General features: G+C 70.2%; 14 protein-coding genes. 6 read left to right on the top strand and 8 right to left on the bottom strand.

All coding sequences use genetic code 11. From position 1 onward, the window contains the following. Positions 1–8 precede the first annotated feature (8 nt). Both J2853_RS40335 and J2853_RS40330 read right to left on the bottom strand, forming a co-directional pair. On the bottom strand, positions 9–557 hold the full coding sequence (locus J2853_RS40335; protein WP_307566610.1) for a DUF4245 domain-containing protein: 549 nt from the start codon (positions 555–557) through the stop codon (positions 9–11). A gap of 102 nt (positions 558–659) precedes the next feature. Next, the gene (locus tag J2853_RS40330; protein ID WP_307566609.1) at positions 660–1,265 is read right to left on the bottom strand and encodes a TetR/AcrR family transcriptional regulator; all 606 of its coding nucleotides are present in this window, start codon (positions 1,263–1,265) and stop codon (positions 660–662) included. Between the two features lie 82 nt (positions 1,266–1,347). On the opposite strand from J2853_RS40330, the gene glpX reads away from it, so the two are divergent. Then, a complete protein-coding gene (glpX, locus tag J2853_RS40325) occupies positions 1,348–2,394 on the top strand; it encodes a class II fructose-bisphosphatase (RefSeq protein WP_307566608.1) in 1,047 nt (348 codons plus the stop codon). A gap of 26 nt (positions 2,395–2,420) precedes the next feature. Here glpX and J2853_RS40320 read toward each other — a convergent pair whose 3' ends face one another. After that, on the bottom strand, positions 2,421–3,023 hold the full coding sequence (locus tag J2853_RS40320) for a DUF1707 SHOCT-like domain-containing protein (RefSeq protein WP_307566606.1): 603 nt from the start codon (positions 3,021–3,023) through the stop codon (positions 2,421–2,423). A 210-nt stretch (positions 3,024–3,233) separates the two neighbouring features. Between J2853_RS40320 and J2853_RS40315 the strand changes: the two genes are divergently transcribed. After that, positions 3,234–4,409 carry an MFS transporter gene (locus J2853_RS40315; protein WP_307566604.1) on the top strand — a complete coding sequence of 392 codons (1,176 nt, stop codon included), beginning with the start codon at positions 3,234–3,236 and terminating at the stop codon, positions 4,407–4,409. Here J2853_RS40315 and iolD read toward each other — a convergent pair. The 3 genes from iolD to pdxR all read right to left on the bottom strand — a co-directional run bounded on the left by iolD (position 4,400) and on the right by pdxR (position 8,899). Next, positions 4,400–6,241 (bottom strand): 3D-(3,5/4)-trihydroxycyclohexane-1,2-dione acylhydrolase (decyclizing), encoded by a 1,842-nt coding sequence (gene iolD / locus J2853_RS40310; protein ID WP_307566602.1) that lies wholly within the window; start codon positions 6,239–6,241, stop codon positions 4,400–4,402. The genes J2853_RS40315 and iolD overlap by 10 nt on opposite strands. A gap of 13 nt (positions 6,242–6,254) precedes the next feature. Continuing rightward, positions 6,255–7,136 (bottom strand): TIM barrel protein, encoded by an 882-nt coding sequence (locus tag J2853_RS40305; RefSeq protein ID WP_307566599.1) that lies wholly within the window; start codon positions 7,134–7,136, stop codon positions 6,255–6,257. Positions 7,137–7,342: 206 nt separating this feature from the next. Then, the gene (pdxR, locus tag J2853_RS40300; RefSeq protein WP_307566597.1) at positions 7,343–8,899 is read right to left on the bottom strand and encodes a MocR-like pyridoxine biosynthesis transcription factor PdxR; all 1,557 of its coding nucleotides are present in this window, start codon (positions 8,897–8,899) and stop codon (positions 7,343–7,345) included. A 67-nt stretch (positions 8,900–8,966) separates the two neighbouring features. On the opposite strand from pdxR, the gene J2853_RS40295 reads away from it, so the two are divergent. Further along, positions 8,967–10,115: a DMT family transporter gene (locus J2853_RS40295; RefSeq protein ID WP_307566595.1), complete on the top strand. Its 1,149-nt coding sequence runs from the start codon at positions 8,967–8,969 to the stop codon at positions 10,113–10,115. 502 nt (positions 10,116–10,617) lie between these two features. Further along, on the top strand, positions 10,618–12,270 hold the full coding sequence (locus J2853_RS40290; protein WP_307566594.1) for a fumarate hydratase: 1,653 nt from the start codon (positions 10,618–10,620) through the stop codon (positions 12,268–12,270). A 199-nt stretch (positions 12,271–12,469) separates the two neighbouring features. Here J2853_RS40290 and J2853_RS40285 read toward each other — a convergent pair whose 3' ends face one another. After that, positions 12,470–12,892, bottom strand: coding sequence for a hypothetical protein (locus tag J2853_RS40285; protein WP_307566590.1), 423 nt, complete (start codon positions 12,890–12,892; stop codon positions 12,470–12,472). A 168-nt stretch (positions 12,893–13,060) separates the two neighbouring features. Then, the gene (locus J2853_RS40280; protein ID WP_307566589.1) at positions 13,061–13,795 is read right to left on the bottom strand and encodes an AfsR/SARP family transcriptional regulator; all 735 of its coding nucleotides are present in this window, start codon (positions 13,793–13,795) and stop codon (positions 13,061–13,063) included. 376 nt (positions 13,796–14,171) lie between these two features. Here J2853_RS40280 and J2853_RS40275 point away from each other — a divergent pair, with 376 nt between their 5' ends. Together J2853_RS40275 and J2853_RS40270 are read left to right on the top strand one after the other, a co-directional pair. Beyond that, positions 14,172–15,314: a serine/threonine-protein kinase gene (locus tag J2853_RS40275; RefSeq protein ID WP_307566588.1), complete on the top strand. Its 1,143-nt coding sequence runs from the start codon at positions 14,172–14,174 to the stop codon at positions 15,312–15,314. Positions 15,315–15,349: 35 nt separating this feature from the next. Further along, a complete protein-coding gene (locus J2853_RS40270) occupies positions 15,350–16,948 on the top strand; it encodes a serine/threonine-protein kinase (protein ID WP_307566586.1) in 1,599 nt (532 codons plus the stop codon). Positions 16,949–17,090 lie beyond the last annotated feature (142 nt).

Genomic DNA, 17,090 nt, shown 5'->3' with positions numbered 1-17,090 from the left:
AGAGCCGATCAAGAAGTGAGCTTCGACCGCTCCTTGAGAGATCCGGCCAGGGCGGACAACTCGTCCCACTGGCCGGTTCCGGTGACGACGATCGTGACGCCGGGCAGGAGCCGTACGAGAGAACGCTGGTTCTTGTCCTTACGGAAGCGTTGCTGCCAGGTCACACCGCTGATCTGGACGTTGCCGGTGACCTCGCTGGTGTTGGCCATCCGGTTGGCGTACTCGGCCGCGGGCTTCTCGTCGCTCTGGGCGAGCATCACGTGCGAGCGCTCGGCGTCGGCGCGCTTGGCGGTGGCGAAACCGAGCCTCCAGGTCACCACGCCCTTCTGGTTCGTGGCCTGCGAACTGGTCGGGATCCATCCGGCGGGCACCGGCTCGGGTGACCAGACCTGGTAGGGCGCCATGTGGCGCATGTTGGCCACGTCGATCGAGAAGTTGACGCTGGGTATGTGCTCGGTCTTGCTCTGCGGCGTGATCAGCAGGAAGAGGCCGACGCCGCCCAGGCAGACCAGCACCGCGACCACATAGCCGTAGAAACCCTGAGTGAACTTTTGCACGACTGTCAAGCCTATCGATACGGGGGCGCGGGCCGGCCCCAGGGGTTGCCGATCTTCCCGTTGGCGACCGGCGCGTCCACGGGCTGACCACCGGGAGCGCCCTCAGGGGCGGCGGATCTGTCCGATGATGACCAGCACGTCTTCGACCAGAACCCGCGAGGCGTCCTCGTCTTCGGACAGGGCGACCTCGGAGACGGCCGCGGCGAGCGCACCGGTGAGGACCACGACCAGAGCGCCCTCGTCGCCCTCGAACAGGGCGGCGTTGCGCTTGGCCCACTGGCGCAGCCGGTCGCGCATGATGACCTCGAACCCCGGCGGCCCGTCACCGCGCAGGAACAGCGCGGAGATCTCCCGCTCGGCCAGGCAACCCTCCAGGTAGGCGCGGGCCCCGGCGACGAACAGCCGCATCGGGTCGGTCTCGCCCTCGGCCCGGACCGCCTGGACCGCCTGCTTGGTCCGCTGGGTCTGCCGGATCTGGAATTCGTCGAACAGCGTCAGGTAGAGATCGGCCTTGCCGGAGAAGTGGTGGTACAGGCTGCCGACGCTCGCTCCGGCGCGGGAGACCACGTCGGTCACTCCGGCCTCCGCGAAGCCGTTCGTGACGAAGACCTCCCTGGCCGCCGTGAGAAGTGCGACGCGTGTGGCGGCGCCCCGCTCGGAGATCCGTGCAGTCACGCCCGTCACCAGCCGTTCGGTGTCGCTGCTCATGGTGGGCACATTATCCCCCGGCAGCCGGTAAGAGGGGGGCAACTACGATCGTTGGAGTAATCCATGAGAGGGGTTCCTCACCATGTCCGATCAGACTTCCGACCAGACGTCCGTTCCCGCCGAGCTCGCAACGGGTGACCTCGCGCCTGATCGCAACCTTGCCCTCGAACTGGTCCGCGTCACCGAGGCGGCCGCGATGGCCGGGGCTCGCTGGGTAGGGCGCGGTGACAAGAACGGCGCGGACGGCGCCGCGGTGAACGCGATGCGCCAATTGATCAACACGGTGTCGATGAACGGCGTGGTGGTGATCGGCGAGGGCGAGAAGGACAACGCGCCGATGCTCTACAACGGCGAGCAGGTCGGTGACGGCAGCGGCGCCCAGTGCGACGTGGCGGTGGACCCGATCGACGGCACCCGGCTCACCGCGCTCGGCATGCCCAACGGCATCTCGGTCATCGCGGTCAGCGAGCGTGGCTCGATGTACGACCCGTCGGCCGTTTTCTACATGGACAAGCTGGTCACCGGCCCCGAGGCCGCCTCGTCGGTGGACATCAACGCGCCGGTGGCCGACAACATCTCCGCGGTGGCGCGAGCCAAGGGAGGCGCGCCCTCGGACGTGACCGTGGTCGTTCTGGACCGCCCCCGTCACGAGAAGATCATCAGGGAGATCCGGGAGACCGGCGCGCGGATCAGGCTCATCACCGACGGCGACGTGGCCGGTGCGATCATGGCGGCCCGCATGGGCACCGGTGTGGACCTGATGCTCGGCGTCGGCGGCACCCCCGAGGGCATCATCGCGGCCTGCGCGCTCAAGTGCCTGGGCGGCGTCATCCAGGGCAGGTTGTGGCCTCAGGACGACGCCGAACGCCGCCGGGCGCTGGACGCGGGCCTCGACCTCGACGCCACGCTGAGCACCGACGACCTGGTCAGGTCCGACGACGTGTTCTTCGCGGCCACCGGGATCACCGACGGTGAGCTCATGCAGGGCGTCCGCTACCGCGGTGGACGCGCCGTCACCAGCTCGCTGGTCATGCGGGGCCGTTCCGGGACGATCCGCAAGATCGAGAGCGAGCACCAGCTCTGGAAGCTGCGCGCCTACAGCGCGATCAACTTCGACAGCGCCAGCTGAGACGGCACCGCCCGAGACGGCGCCGGTCAGCGGCGGAACCAGGAGCGGCGGGGGCGCTTGGGATTCTTGGCGACGACGCTGCCCATCGTGATGAGTCCTGTGACCTCGATGACCGGCCCCTCGGGGGCGGGCAGGGCCTGGTTCGTCTTGCCCGCCATGAAGCCGGAGGTGTGCATCTCGATCCGGACGCCCTCCGGGACGATCAGCGTGAGGGTTCCGGCCATCACGGTGACCTGGAGGGTCACATGGCTGGTCTGGAGCAGTGCCTCGCGCAGATCGAGCGTGACGTTGGCACAGATCGCGGTGGCGGAGAACCGGGTGGGCACCACCCATCGTCCCGAGCGCTTCTCCGAGCCGAAGAACGCCATCACCGGCTGGACGTCGATCTGCAACGGCTGGGCCTCGGGCGGGAGCAGGTCGGCGGTGAAGGCGGTGAGCTCTCCCAGGGTGCGGGCGCGGTAGAGCGCCGCGAGCCGTTCCTCGTGCTCCTCGTGGTTCAGCCGCCCGTCGGCGAGGGCGTCGCCCAGCACCACGGCCACCCGCTCACGGTCGGTGTCCCCTGCCCGCAGATCGCCGGGACGGGGCTGGGAGGCGTGGTTACGAACGACCGGGGGCCAGTGACTGTCCACCCTTTGACGATAATCCCTGCCCCAGCCTCAGAGGTGCCGTGAGGTCGCCGACATGTCCGCCTGTTCACGCAAGGCGACGGCCCCATGAGCCTGCTCCGGCTCCACGGACGGTCTCCGGCGAAACCACCAGGTAACCGATCATTGACCCTCGAAGACCACGCCCATACCCTGACGAGAACTTGAACCCCCCTCATGTTCTTGGAGGTCGTGGTGCCGACCCCACGTGACACGCAAGCCCGGGTGGCGACCTGGGCGGTGTTCTTCGTCCAGGGCCTCTGCTTCGCCACTCTGCTCACCCATGTGATCGACCTGCAGCACAGGTTCGGACTGAGCGACGGCGACCTCACCCTGGTCCTGCTGCTCGTACCGGTGATCGCCGGCGTCGGGAGCGCCGTCGCCGGTCTGCTGGCGGGGAGGTACGGCAGCCGCCCGATCCTGCGGATCTCCCAGGTGGGCGTCTGCGTCACGGTGATCCTCTCGGGCTGGAACGGCCAGCTCGCCGGGCTGTACGCGCTCAGCGCCGCGTTCGGCCTGTTCGTCGGAGCGGTGGACGCGGCGATGAACATGCAGGCGGTCGCGGTCGAGCGCCGGTACGGCATGAGCGTGCTGACCGGTTTCCACGCGGTGTGGAGCGTCGGCTCGATGCTGGGCGCCGGGTTCAACTCCGCTTTCAGCGCGCTCGGGGTGGATCTGGCCTGGTCGTTCTCCGTGCCGGTGGCGATCGGCGTGGTGATCTCAGTGATCATGCTTCCCCGGCTCTACAGCCGGGAGGAGGAGCGGGCGACCGAGCAGGCCGTACAGACGACGGCCAGGGTGCCGTGGCGGCCGATCATCCCTCTCTGCCTGGCGATGGCGTTCCTCTACGTCGGCGACGCGGCGGTCTCCAACTACAGCACCGTCTACATGGAGAAGGCCCTGTCGGCGAGCGGCTGGCTGCTGCCCTTCGCCTACCTCGTCTACCAGGCGGCCATGCTCGTCGCGCGGGTCCCCGGTGACTTCGCGGTGCGCAGGTACGGCCCGGCGCCCGTCGTCCGCGTGGGCGCGGTGGTCGCGGCCGTCGGCACGCTCGGCGTCGTCGTCGCCCCCGGCATCCTCGTGGCCGTCGTGTCGTTCGGCCTGATCGGCATCGGCCTGTCCGTCATCGCCCCGCAGTCGTTCTCGGCCGCGGGCCGCCTCGGCTCCGGGGCGGAGACGGCGATCGCGCGGGTCAACCTGTTCAACTACGTCGGTTTCCTCGTCGGCGCCGCCGTGGTGGGCACCCTCAACGACACCGTGGGCGCGCGGGTGGCGTTCGTGCCCGCCGTGGTCCTGGTGGCCCTGATCGTGGTGCTGGCCAAGGGCTTCGAGCCCAGGGGCGGGCTCGTCGCCCAGAGCCCTCAGAGATAGGGGCGCTGGGCCCGTTTGGCCTGGTCGTAGGCGAGACGGGCCTGCCTCGCCTCGGGCAGGTCCGACACCTCGGCCACGGGGACGTCCCACCAGGCCGTGGTGTCCGGCCCCGGACCGGCGACGGTCTCGACGTGGACGACGGTGATCCTGGCGGACTCGCGGGCCTTGGTCAGCGCCACCCGCAGTGACTCGGGACCGTCGGCGTGGAGCACGTCGGCGCCCAGGCTGGCCGCGTTGGCGGCCAGGTCCACCGGGAGGAAGGCGCCGTCCAGCTCGCCTCCCGCCCCGCGCATCCGGTAGGCCGTACCGAGGCGCCGGGCGCCGACCGACTCCGACAGGCCGCCGATGGAGGCGAAGCCGTGGTTGTCGACCAGCACCACGACGAGCTTGACGCTCTCCTGCACGGCGGTGGCGATCTCCTGGGCCATCATCAGGTAGGACCCGTCGCCGACCAGCACGAACACCTCGTGCTCGGGCCGGGCGAGCTTCACGCCGAGCCCCCCGGCGATCTCGTAGCCCATGCAGGAGTAGCCGTACTCCACGTGGTAGGACCTGGGGTCGATGGCCCGCCACAGCTTGTGCAGGTCGCCGGGCATCGACCCGGCCGCGTTGACCACCACGTCCGTCGGCCTGGCCACCTCGTTGAGCATGCCGAGCACCACCGGCTGCGTCAGCGCGTCTCCCGTGGTCACCAGGGAGACCTGCTCCTGCCAGGCGTGGGTCAGCCGCGCGGCCCTGTCGGTCCAGTCGGGCTCGGCGGTCCAGTCGCCGGGGTCCAGGACGCGCAGTGCCTCGCGGGCGTCGGCGACGAGCATCTCGGCGGAGTGCTTGGCCGCGTCGAAGGCCGTGATGTTGACGTTGAGGAACCGCGCGCCGCCGAAGAGGGTCCGGGAGGCGGTGGTGAAGTCGCTGTAGCGGGTGCCGACACCGATGACCAGGTCGGCGTCGCGGGCCAGGTCGTTGGCGGCGGCGGTGCCGGTGTGCCCGATCGCGCCGACCGCACAGGGGTGGTCGTACGGCACGGTCCCCTTGCCCGCCTGGGTCTCCGCGACCGGAACGCCGTGCCTGGCGGAGAAGGCGGCCAGCGCCTCCCACGCCTCGCTGTAGACCACCCCGCCCCCGGCCACGATCAGCGGCCGCCGCGACCGTCCGACGAGCTCCAGCGCCCGTGCCAGCGCGGCCGGTTCGGGCACCGGCCGGGCCACGTGCCACACCCTGCGGGCGAACAGCTCCTCGGGCCAGTCCCACGCCTCCGCCTGCACGTCCTGGGGCAACGCCAGGGTGACCGCCCCGGTCTCGGCGGGATCGGTCAGCACCCGCATCGCCGCCAGCAGCGCCGAGGGAAGCTGCTCGGGACGGTTGATCCGGTCGAAGAACCGGGAGACCGGGCGCAGGCAGTCGTTGACGCTCACGTCGTAGGAACGCGGATCCTCCAGCTCCTGCAGCACCGGGTTGGCGACCCGGGTGGCGAAGACGTCTCCGGGGAGCAGCAGCACCGGAATCCGGTTGATCGTGGCCAGTGCCGCGCCGGTGACCAGGTTGGTGGCGCCGGGGCCGATCGAGGTGGTGCAGGCGAAGGTGGACATCCTGTTCAGTGCCCGCGCGTAGCCGACCGCGGTGTGGACCATGGCCTGCTCGTTGCGGGCCAGATAGTACGGCAGCGCCGCCTGGGTGCCGGCTCCCTGCTCGGCCAGGGCCTGCCCGATCCCGGCCACGTTGCCGTGGCCGAAGATGCCGAGGCACCCCGCCACCAGCCGCTGTTCGACACCGTCACGCTCCGACCACTGGTTGCCGAGGAAGCGTATGAGCGCCTGTGCCACCGTGAGTCTCATGGCGAACCCTTCGTCATCGGAACCCGGGGGCCGATCGGCCGCCCGGCGCGAGCCCTCGCAGGTAGGCCAGGCTCTCGCGGACGTGCTCCTTCGGGTCGGCGTCCTCCGAACCGAGGATGACGTCCTGCTCCATGACGTACCACCCCTGGTATCCGGCCTCCGTCAGGCCCGCGACGATCCCCGCGATGTCCACGTCGCCCCGGCCGAGCGGACGGTAGACCCCCGCCCTGACCGCCTCGGTGTAGGTCAGCTCGCCCCTTCCGACCCGCTCGGCGAGTGCGGTGTCCACGTCCTTGAGGTGAACGTGCGCGATCCGCTTGGCGGCTCGGGTGACCAGCTCACCGGGGTCGGTGCCGCCGATGAGCAGGTGACCGGTGTCCAGGCAGAGCGGCATCGCGCTGCCGTCGAGCACCCGGTGCACCTCGTCGCGGCTCTCCACCATGGTCCCGACGTGCGGGTGCAGGGTGACGGTGCGGCCGAACTCCCTGACGTCCTTGAGGATCAGGCGCAGGTTTCCCAGCAGGGTCTTCCAGCCGCGCGCGTCCAGGGCCGGTTTGTCGTCGTAGTTCTCGCCCCCGGTGGACGCGGCCAGCACGACCACCTCCACGTCGCCGTCCCTGAAGGCGCGCATGGCCGCCCGGACCACCGGCAGCGGGTCCCATCCCGGCTCGTGCAACACCACGGGTACGAATCCCCCGACCGCGCGCAGGCCGTACTTCTCCAGCAGGGAGCGGCAGCGCGTCGGCGAGGGCGGCAGAAACCCCTCCGGACCCAGCTCGGTGGCCGTCAGGCCCAGCTCCGCCATCTCCGCCAGCACGCGGGAACGATCGAGCTGCGGGCCCCAGTCGGGAACCTCGCACACCCCCCAGGAAATCGGTGCACCGGCCGTCTTCAACGAAACCCCTCCTCCACGCGAATCGGACGTCCTTCGTGCCGGAAGAGCTCACCTACCCAGGGATGCGCGGCGTGGAACGCCTCGATCCGGCCGAGCCCCAGCAGACCAATGCGCATGATGCCTCCGCGGGAGAAAGCGGCTGGTCTTCAGTTCTAAGCGAATCGACTGGAGTCGTCAAGAATTTGTCAGGACATTCGGACGATCTATCAATGCGCTCGACGTGGCAGATTGTTCGCGAAGTTCCGGATGACCTCGTCGGTGTGGTGGACGGGGAGGCGGGCGAAGCCCATCACCAGAGCGGGTGGCCCCCAGGCGTGCCGCATCGGGGCCACCGGCTCGGCGGCGAGACCGCAGTCCTTGGCCGCCTGGACGGCGGACGGCTCGTCCCAGTCGTCCGGCAGCTCCGCGAACAGGCTCAGCCCGGCGGAGACACCGTGCACCGTGATCTCGGGAAGGTGATCGGCAAGGGCCTTCACGAGGCCGTCACGCCGAATGCGGTACTCCCGGCGCATCCTCCTCAGGTTCCGGTCGTAGCCGCCGGTCCTGATGAAGTCCGCCAGGGCGTACTGCTCCAGGACCGGCGAGCCGAGATCCAGCTCACCGCGGGCCTGCCGTACCGACTCCGCGACCCCGAGCGGAGCGACCACCCACCCCAGCCGGAGCCCCGGAGCCAGGGACTTGCTGACGCTCCCGGCCAGCGTCACCCGGTCGGGGGCGAGCCCCTGCAGGCAGCCCACCGGGTCTCGGTCGAAGCGGAACTCCGCGTCGTAGTCGTCCTCCAGGATCGTCGCACCGGTCTCGGTGGCCCACTCGATCAGCTCGGCACGGCGGCAGGGAGAGAGCACGACCCCCGTGGGGTACTGGTGCGCGGGGGTGAGGAGCACCGCCTGCGCCCCGGTCTTCGCGAGGGCCTCGACGTCGATGCCCTCCCCGTCCACGGGGACCGCGACCAACTCGGCGCCCGCGGCGCGGAGGATCGGAAGCTGGCGCGAGCTGACGGGGTCCTCGACCGCCAGCCGGATCCGGCCGGGAGACGGCACCTGTGGCGTGGCCGGGTCGACGAACCAGGCGAGGTCGTGGCCCGTCCGGCCCCGGGGAAGCCGCCCGGCGAGCGCCTGGACCGTCAGGCTCAGCCCCTGGGCCACCCCGCCCACGATCACCAGGTTGTCCGGGGTGACGTCGGCCGCGCGGACCCTTCTCAGATAGGCCGCCAGTTCCTCGCGCAGCTCCCGGATCCCGCCGGGGTCGCCGTAGTCCAGCGCGTCGGCGGGCAGAGTGGTGATCGCCTTCCTCATCGAGGCCAGCCACCGCTCGCGGGGAAAGGCGCTCAGGTCCGGGGAGGTGGAACGATGCGTGTAGTCCGGCTCGTGGGTGGTCCCCGCGGGACCGCGCCCGGGGTACGGCCCGCCCGGTGACACCGGATCACCGTGGGGCGGCCTGCGCTCGGACGGCACGGGGTCGCCGCAGGGCGGCTCGCACGGTGCGGAGCCGTCATCGGAGTCGCCCGGAAGCCGGTCCGCCGCCGGGGCCACGGTGGTGCCCGCGCCGATCCGCGAGATCAGGAACCCCTCGGCGACGAGCTGTTCGTAGGCCTCCACGATCACTCCGCGAGACAGCCCGAGATCCCTGGCCAGCTCACGGCTGGCGGGCAACCGGACGCCGGCGGCCAGGCGGCCCCGCCGTACGGCCTGCCGGAGCTCGCGGGCGATCTGGCCGGCGATGCCGCCCGCCGCGCGGTCGACGGTGAGGTGCAGGTCGGCCAATTGGTCCTCTGTTTCGCCGCTCCATTGGACCCGATAAGGGAACCATTACCTCCCTAGCATTCCCCACATGAACACGAATGTCAGCACAATCACCCCTCGCGTGGAGATCCGCGGTCTGAGCCAGGCGGCGGGGGCGATGTTTCTGGTGGGCACCCTGGCGGGGGTCTCCGGCGTCATCGGGGACTACCCGGTCTACGGCGGCCAGGCCCTCCGCTATCTCCTCGCCGCCGCCACCCTGTTCGCCGTCGCCCGGATCGCGGGGCTCGGGTTCGTCCGGCTCACGCCCCGCGAAACGGCGCTGCTGGTCGCGCTGTCGCTGACCGGACTGGTGATCTTCAATGTGGCCGTGATCGAGGCCACCCGGCACAGCGGCCCCGCCCTGGTCGGCACCGTGCTCGGCACCGTCCCGCTGGCGCTGGCCCTGCTCGGCGGCCGCCCCACCCCGCGGATCGTCGGGGCCGCGACGGTGGTCGTGGCCGGTGCGACGCTCGCCACCGGACTGGGCAGCGGCGATCTGCCCGGACTGCTGTGGTCGCTGGTCGCGCTGGTCTGCGAGATCTGTTTCTCGCTGCTGGCCATCCCGCTCCTGCCCAAGCTGGGCGCGGTCCGCGTCTCGGCCTACTCCGCGGCGCTGGCCGTACCGCTGCTGGTCGTCATCGGCCTGCTCGTGGACGGCACCGCGATGCTCCGCGTGCCGAGCTCGTCCGAGGCGCTGGGCCTCGCCTACCAGTCGGTGATCGTCACCACCGTGGCGTTCTTCCTCTGGTACGACGCCCTGCCCCGGCTCGGCACGGAGACCGCGGGGTTGTTCGCGGGGTTGATCCCGGTGGGCGCCATCGTCACCGGGCTGATCCTCGGCCTCGGCGCCCCCTCGGTCCCCGACCTGGCCGGAGCCGCGCTGGTGGTCACCGGAATCGTCATCGGCCTCAGCGCGGCGGCCTCCCCCTCAGCAGCGACCGCGACCGGATCGCCCGCTGCCGGGGCACGTCCACCGGCGACTCCGGTGAACTCACGCGCTGCTGAGGCATGCTCACCGACGGCTCCGGCGAGCTCACCTGCCGCTGCGACCCGTCCTCCGACGGTTCGAGCGGCCTCGCACTCCCCTGCGGCTCGTCCAGCGACGACTCCGACGGTCGCGCCCGTTCCTGAAGCCGGTCCGCCGGTGAATCCGGCCAGCTCGCCGGTGAATGGGGGCACTTTCCGTCGACACTCTTGATGCTCTGGAGCGCGATCGCGATCAGCGACGCCGCGAGCCCCGCGACCACGATGAGCGCGATGATCGCCAACATGACGACATTGTTTGTCATTACGGCATTTCCGGTGTTCATGATGCTCTCCGACCCCGGGCGTTCAACCCCGCTCTCCCTCTCAGCTTCCTCTGTGTTTTCGGCCACATGTGGCGAGCGGACGCCATGAACGAGCCACACTTGTACTAAATACGGATTTGCCACCTCATCTCACCCCACGCCCCTGGGGCAGGTGAGGCCGTGGGGTCTTCCGTACACGGTCACGGCGAGCGGGCCGGATGACGCACCCGCGGGCGGACCCGGCCGGGAGTCACGGCTCCCCCGCGCGCGACCACGGCGAGCGGGCCGGGGGCACGCTCGCGGGCGGACCCGGCGGAGACCCCGGCGGGAGGGTCCGACGGATGAGCCCGGCGGGAGGCCGTACCCTCTTGGAGGACCGGAGATGGCGCCCCGCACGGAGGATCGAAGACGATGCCCGAGTTCGACTACACCGACCTGCTTCCCCTGGGACCGGATGAGACGGAATACCGTCTGATCAGCGCAGAGGGGGTGCGTGTGGTCGAGGCTGCGGGACGCCGGTTCCTGGAGGTCGAGCCCGAGGCTCTGCGGCTGCTGACCGAGACCGCGATTCACGATATTTCCCATTATCTGAGGTCGTCCCACCTCGCCCAGCTCCGCAAGATCATCGATGACCCCGAGTCGAGCGGAAACGACCGCTTCGTCGCCCTCGACCTGCTGAAGAACGCCTCGATCTCGGCGGGCGGCGTGCTCCCGATGTGCCAGGACACCGGCACCGCGATCGTCATGGGCAAGCGCGGCCGCCACGTGCTCACCGACGGCGCCGACGCCGAGCACATCTCACGCGGGGTCTACGACGCCTACACCAGGCTGAATCTGCGTTACTCCCAGATGGCCCCGATCACCATGTGGGAGGAGAAGAACACCGGCTCCAACCTTCCCGCCCAGATCGAGCTCTACGCCGAGGACCCGTCGGGCCACCCCGACGAGTACAAGATGCTGTTCATGGCCAAGGGCGGCGGCAGCGCCAACAAGTCGTTCCTGTACCAGGAGACCAAGGCGGTCCTCAACGAGAAGCGGATGCTCCAGTTCCTGGAGGAGAAGATCCGCTCCCTCGGCACCGCCGCCTGCCCGCCGTACCACCTGGCGATCGTCGTCGGCGGCACCTCCGCCGAGTTCGCCCTGAAGACGGCCAAGTACGCCAGCGCCCGCTACCTGGACACCATCCCCACCGAGGGCTCCGCCTCCGGCCACGGCTTCCGGGACCGCGACCTGGAGGCCAAGGTCTTCGAGCTCACCCAGAAGCTCGGCATCGGCGCGCAGTTCGGCGGCAAGTACTTCTGCCACGACGTCCGCGTCATCCGCCTGCCCCGCCACGGCGCCTCGTGCCCCGTCGCCATCGCGGTCTCCTGCAGCGCCGACCGCCAGGCCCTGGCCAAGATCACCCCAGAGGGGATCTTCCTGGAGCAGCTGGAGACCGACCCGGCGAAGTTCCTTCCGGAGACCACGGACGAGCACCTGTCGGACGACGTCGTGAAGATCGACCTCAACCGTCCGATGCAGGAGATCCTCTCCGAACTCACCAAGTACCCGGTCAAGACTCGCCTGTCACTGACAGGACCGCTCGTGGTCGCCCGCGACATCGCCCACGCCAAGATCGGCGAGCTCCTGGACGCCGGCGGCGAGATGCCGCAGTACCTCAAGGACCACGCGGTCTACTACGCGGGTCCCGCCAAGACCCCCGAGGGCTACGCCTCCGGTTCCTTCGGCCCGACCACCGCCGGACGCATGGACTCCTACGTCGAGCGCTTCCAGGCCGCCGGCGGTTCCAAGATCATGCTCGCCAAGGGCAACCGTTCCAAGCAGGTCACCGACGCCTGCCAGGCCCACGGCGGCTTCTACCTCGGCTCCATCGGCGGACCCGCCGCCCGCCTCGCCCAAGACTGCATCAGGAAGGTCGAGGTCCTGGAATACCCGGAACTCGGCATGGAGGCCGTCTGGAAGATCGAGGTCGAGGACTTCCCCGCCTTCATCGTGGTCGACGACAAGGGCGAAGACTTCTTCACCGACAAAACCGGCCCCGTCCTGTCCATCGGCCGCAGGTAACCCCAGGCCGCCTTCCCGGCGCTCCCCGGCAGGTCCATCTCCCCGCCGTACGGCCGGTGCCGCTGCGATGGGGAGATGGGGCCGGATCCGATGAGAGGGCGATCCGGCCGGCCTTTCGGCCGCCACGGCATCCGTCCACCGCGGATGCCCGTGGCTCGGGGCGTTCGCCTCCGCGGCTCGGCCCCGCTCTCCGGTCTTCTCAGCCTCCGGCTCCTCCGCCTGCCGGCTTCTCGGCCGGCTTCTCGGCCGGCTTCTCCGCGGGCTTCTCGGCCGGCTTCTCCATCTTGACCGGCGTACAGCTGTGGAAGCCCCGGGTGTAGCCGTCCCGGTACCCGTTGTTGAAGCGCCCGCCACCGCTCTGGGAGAGGTCGTAGGACCTGTTCGCCCTGCAGTCGGCCCTGCCCTCGGGGAATCCCGTCTGGTAACCCCTGTTGTACTCTCTTCTCTTTCTCGGAGGTTTCTCCGAGGTCGCGATGACCGCCGTCGCGTTCTCCATCACGCTGGCCGCCGTCGTTCTCGCGGGTCCGGGAGCGGTCACGGCCTCCGCGGCCGCGACCGGCCCGAACGCGAAGGCGGTCAGGAGCGCCGGACCGACCAGCATCAGGCGTTTCTTGTTGTACATTCCCGTCTCCTTCCAGATCCTTCAGCGAGGACTGCCTGCGGCGGTCGTCCGCCGTCCGGGTGGGCACCCCGCGCTAAGGCCATCGTGACCAGCCCCGTGTCACCCCGCCGCGATGCCGGCGTGACACGGGCGTGACCCCGGGTTCCCGGTCCCGCCGGGACCGGGCCGTCACCGGCCCAGGGCCCCGTGAAGTTCGGCGAGAAGTTCGCGCAGTTGAGGCGTCGGCCGAAGAGCGAGCTCCTCGTGCAGGTGCCGCTCGTAACGCTTGAAGTGCCGCAACGCCTCGGCCTGGTTTCCCTCGGCGAGATGGGCCCTGATGAGCGCGGCGCAGGCGCTCTCGCGCAGCGGCTCGGCCCGTACGGCGACGCCGGCGGCGGAGACCGCGTCGGCGAACCGGCCCGCCATGATGAAGTCGGCGGTCAGCGCCTCCAGGGCGTGCAGGCGCAGTTGCTGCCACTCTTCCGCCTCGGCGAGGACCCAGCCGTCGTACCAGCCGGGCAACAGGCCGCCCGACAGCGCCTCGACGGCCTTCGCGCTGAGATCCTCCTCCTCGGTCATCACGGCGGGATCGAGGACCCGGCGGGCCAGCGCCCGGGCTCCGTGGAGATCCACGCGCACCTCGGGCGACAGCCGTATCTCGGTGGCGCCGACGTCGAGGATCTTCCGCCCGACGCCGTCGAGTCGCGCCAGCGCCGACCGCAGGCTCGAATACGCACGCTGCTCGGATGTGTCGGGCCAGAGGGTTCCGGCTATCAGGTTCCGGGGAACGGCCTGGCCGCAGAGGGCGGTGAAGGCCAGGAGGCGCTCGGATCCGCCGGAGAGTGTCATCTGGTCGCTTCCGGCGAACAGCCGGAAACCCCCCAGAAGGGTGACGTGCAGAGAAGACCGGTCGCCGTTTCCCATAATCCTCCCGTCCCCTCGCCATCCGGGAACAGAGTCATTTCGGCCGGCAGTCCTTCCAGCGTTATCCAATATTGTCCGCCACCCGTCCGAGCGATGTCGAGCCACCCCGCGTCCGCCCCGGATCCCGGCCTGAGCCGGGGTGGCACGCCTCCCGCGCGGGGCGCACGGCCGTCCTCGACAGCCGAAAGGCGTACATAACCGCCTGTATCGCGATGCCCGCCCCGGCCACGCGAAAGGGCTGTAGGGTCTGACCAACCCGACGAATGTCACTCAGCGTGTCTCAACAGTTACGAGCATGAGAATCTGACCGAAGTTGGCAAGAATATTCGGCCCGGTCTCTACTGGTCTCATTACGCAAATCGGTAAGCTGCACCACATGCGTGCGCCGCCCGGATACCTCCTAGCAGCGCGCTATCGGCTGTCAGAGCCGGTTGGGCGCGGCGGCATGGGCACCGTGTGGCGAGCACACGACGAGCTGCTCGACCGCGAGGTGGCGGTCAAGGAGGTACGACTGCCCTTGATCCTCGACGAGGATCTGCGTGCCGAGCTGTGCGCCAGGACCGAGCGTGAGGGCCGGGCCACCGCGATGGTCGCCCACCCCTCGGTCATCACCGTCTTCGATGTCGTCACCGAGGACGAGCGCCCCTGGATCGTGATGGAGCTGCTCCGTGCCCGATCCCTGGAGCAACTCCTTCAGGACGAGGGCCCGTTGCCGCCGCGCCGGGTGGCGGAGATCGGATGGCACGTCCTGGGCGCGCTGCGCGCCGTGCACGCCAAGGGGATCCTGCATCGCGACGTGAAGCCCAGCAACGTCCTGGTGACCGACGACCGGACGGTGCTCACCGACTTCGGCCTCGCCGCCCTTGAGGGCGACGTGTCGATCACCCAGGCGGGCATCGTGCTCGGCTCCGCCGGATACATCGCCCCCGAGCGCGTGCTCGGCGCCAAGGCCAACTCCGCCGCCGACCTGTGGTCGCTCGGCGCGACCCTCTACAGCGCCGTCGAGGGCCGGGGCCTGCACGGACGCCGTACGGCTGCCGCCGCGCTGGCCGCGCTGACCAGCGGCGAGCCGATTCCGATGGAGAAGGCGGGACCCCTGACCCCGGTGCTGCAGGGTCTTCTCAGGATCGACCCGGAGACCCGGCTCGACGCGGTGCGCGCCTCCCTGATGCTCGCCCGGGTGGCGGCGGGTGGAACGGTCGAGGAGCAGCTCACCGCGCCCGTGAGCAGGACCGTCCGGAACGCTTCGACGATCACCGTGCCCTCGTTCGGCCGACGCTCGCAGCACCGCGGGCTGCACCGGGTCGGCTCCCCGCCGATACCGGCTCCGTTACCGCATTCGCGATCCGGCCCAACCCCGGTCCATCCACGGGGGCAACGCCGCCCGGGCGAGGGCGTACACCGCAAGACGATGCAAGAACCTCCCATCAAGAGGCCGTTCATCCGTTTTGTGGCATCCTTTATCAGGTTGGCGCTGCCTCGTCTTCTGTGGCCCAGAGAGCTTCGCAAGCGGGGGTAAAGCGCTTTTCAAGGAGAAATGGCTATCTTCTTCTCATGCCGGAACAGCAGATGCGCGTACTCGCAGACCGATACGAGTTGATCTCGCCGCTCGGTCGGGGCACGATGGGCACTGTTTGGCGTGCTCACGATCGTTCCCTGGGGCGCGAGGTCGCGATCAAGGAAATCCGCCAGGAGCCCGGTCTCAGCGAGGCTCAGCGCACCGAACTCCGGGAACGCATGATCCGTGAGGGTCGGATGGCCGCCCGCATCAGTCATCCCTCCGTGGCCACGATCCACGACGCGATCGTCGAGGACGGCAGCCCCTGGATCATCATGGAGCTGGTTCAGGCGCGCTCCCTCGAACGCGTGATCGAGGAGGAAGGGCCGCTGCCGCCCCGGCTGGTCGCCGAAATCGGGGTAGATCTTCTGGGGGCGCTGCGGGCGGCCCACGCCCAGGGCGTACTCCACCGCGACGTCAAACCCGGCAACGTGCTGATCACCGAGAGCGGCCGGGTGGTGCTCACCGACTTCGGCATCGCCAAGGCCGTGGGCGACACGAGTCTCACCAGGACCGGCATGGTGATCGGCTCCCCCGGATACACGGCGCCCGAGCGGGCTCGCGGCGAGCACACCGGGCCCGAGTCGGACCTCTGGTCGCTGGGAGCCACCCTGTACTTCGCGGTGGAGGGCCGCCCGGCCTACGAACGCTCCTCGGTGTCCGAGACCCTGGCCGCGCTGATGAGCGAGCAGGTCGACACCCCGACCCAGGCTGGACCGCTCCGACCAGTGCTGGAGCAGCTCCTGAACAGGGACTACAAGACGCGGCTGACAGCCGCCCAGGCGAGTGCGATCCTCCGGGCCGTGGCCGACACCCCCTCGCACCTGGCGGATTCGACGCCGGCCACCCCGTCCCCCGCCCCGCCTCCGGCTCCGGCTCCGGCTCCCAGGACGACGACCTCGGCGGACGACGAGTACGACGCCGACCGCACCATGCTGGTCATCCGTCCCAAGGGCGGCCTCCGCATCCCCGGCAGCACCCCGGCCCCCGCCGAGCCTCCCGTCCCCCCTGCCGCCGCGCCGCCCCCGCCGACCGGCCCTCCGGCGACCGGATGGCCGGAGAGACCGCTTCCCCCGGGGCAGGAAAGACCGCCGTCGGGGCCGCAGAGTCCGCCCGCCCCCTCAGCCGGCGCGCCCGTCGCGGGGCGGCAGGGCCCGGCCGGCCCCTCCGGGCTCGGCACGCCCGTCGCCAGGCGGCCGGGACCACCCGACGCCTATCCTCAGCGGCCTCCGGAGGGCTCGGGGCAGTGGCCGCCGGCCGCCGGGCCGCATGGATTCCCCCCGGCGGGGAGGCCGGACCTGACGAACACACCCCCGCACGGGTTCCCGACCGCGCCGGGACAGATGCCTCACGCCCCGGGACCTCAGGGGCCTGGGACGCCGCCGGGCGCGCCCGGCGGGAACCTTCCGCCACACCCCGGGCTGGGAACCGACCTGTTCGCGATCGCGAGTCACGGAGGTCCGCCGGACAATCGCGGTCAAGGGGAGCCGAATCCCTCCTCGCAGAAGAACCGGACCGGCGTGTTCGTCCTCATGGGCGTGGCGGTGGTCGCCCTGTTCGTGATCATGATTCTGGTCATGGCCACCTTCACGTAGCGATCGTGGTCGCGAGGGCGACCCGTGATCGCGGCAACCGCCTTCACCCGGCGCACGTGATCGTGGCGGCGCTCTTCACCCGGCGCGCGTGATCGTGGCGACGGTTTCACCCTGGGCGTGTGATCGTGGCGGCGACCCGATG

The sequence above is a fragment of the Streptosporangium lutulentum genome, from assembly GCF_030811455.1.
GTDB lineage: Bacteria > Actinomycetota > Actinomycetes > Streptosporangiales > Streptosporangiaceae > Streptosporangium > Streptosporangium lutulentum.
This window is presented reverse-complemented; position numbering and strand designations above follow the sequence as displayed.

Coding starts and splice junctions, on each gene's coding strand:
- J2853_RS40330 (WP_307566609.1), bottom strand. CDS start 1,265: ATGAGCAGCGACACCGAACGGCTGGTGACGGGCGTGACTGCACGGATC.
- glpX (WP_307566608.1), top strand. CDS start 1,348: ATGTCCGATCAGACTTCCGACCAGACGTCCGTTCCCGCCGAGCTCGCA.
- iolD (WP_307566602.1), bottom strand. CDS start 6,241: ATGAGACTCACGGTGGCACAGGCGCTCATACGCTTCCTCGGCAACCAG.
- J2853_RS40295 (WP_307566595.1), top strand. CDS start 8,967: ATGAACACGAATGTCAGCACAATCACCCCTCGCGTGGAGATCCGCGGT.
- J2853_RS40290 (WP_307566594.1), top strand. CDS start 10,618: ATGCCCGAGTTCGACTACACCGACCTGCTTCCCCTGGGACCGGATGAG.
- J2853_RS40285 (WP_307566590.1), bottom strand. CDS start 12,892: ATGTACAACAAGAAACGCCTGATGCTGGTCGGTCCGGCGCTCCTGACC.
- J2853_RS40280 (WP_307566589.1), bottom strand. CDS start 13,795: ATGGGAAACGGCGACCGGTCTTCTCTGCACGTCACCCTTCTGGGGGGT.
- J2853_RS40275 (WP_307566588.1), top strand. CDS start 14,172: ATGCGTGCGCCGCCCGGATACCTCCTAGCAGCGCGCTATCGGCTGTCA.
- J2853_RS40270 (WP_307566586.1), top strand. CDS start 15,350: ATGCCGGAACAGCAGATGCGCGTACTCGCAGACCGATACGAGTTGATC.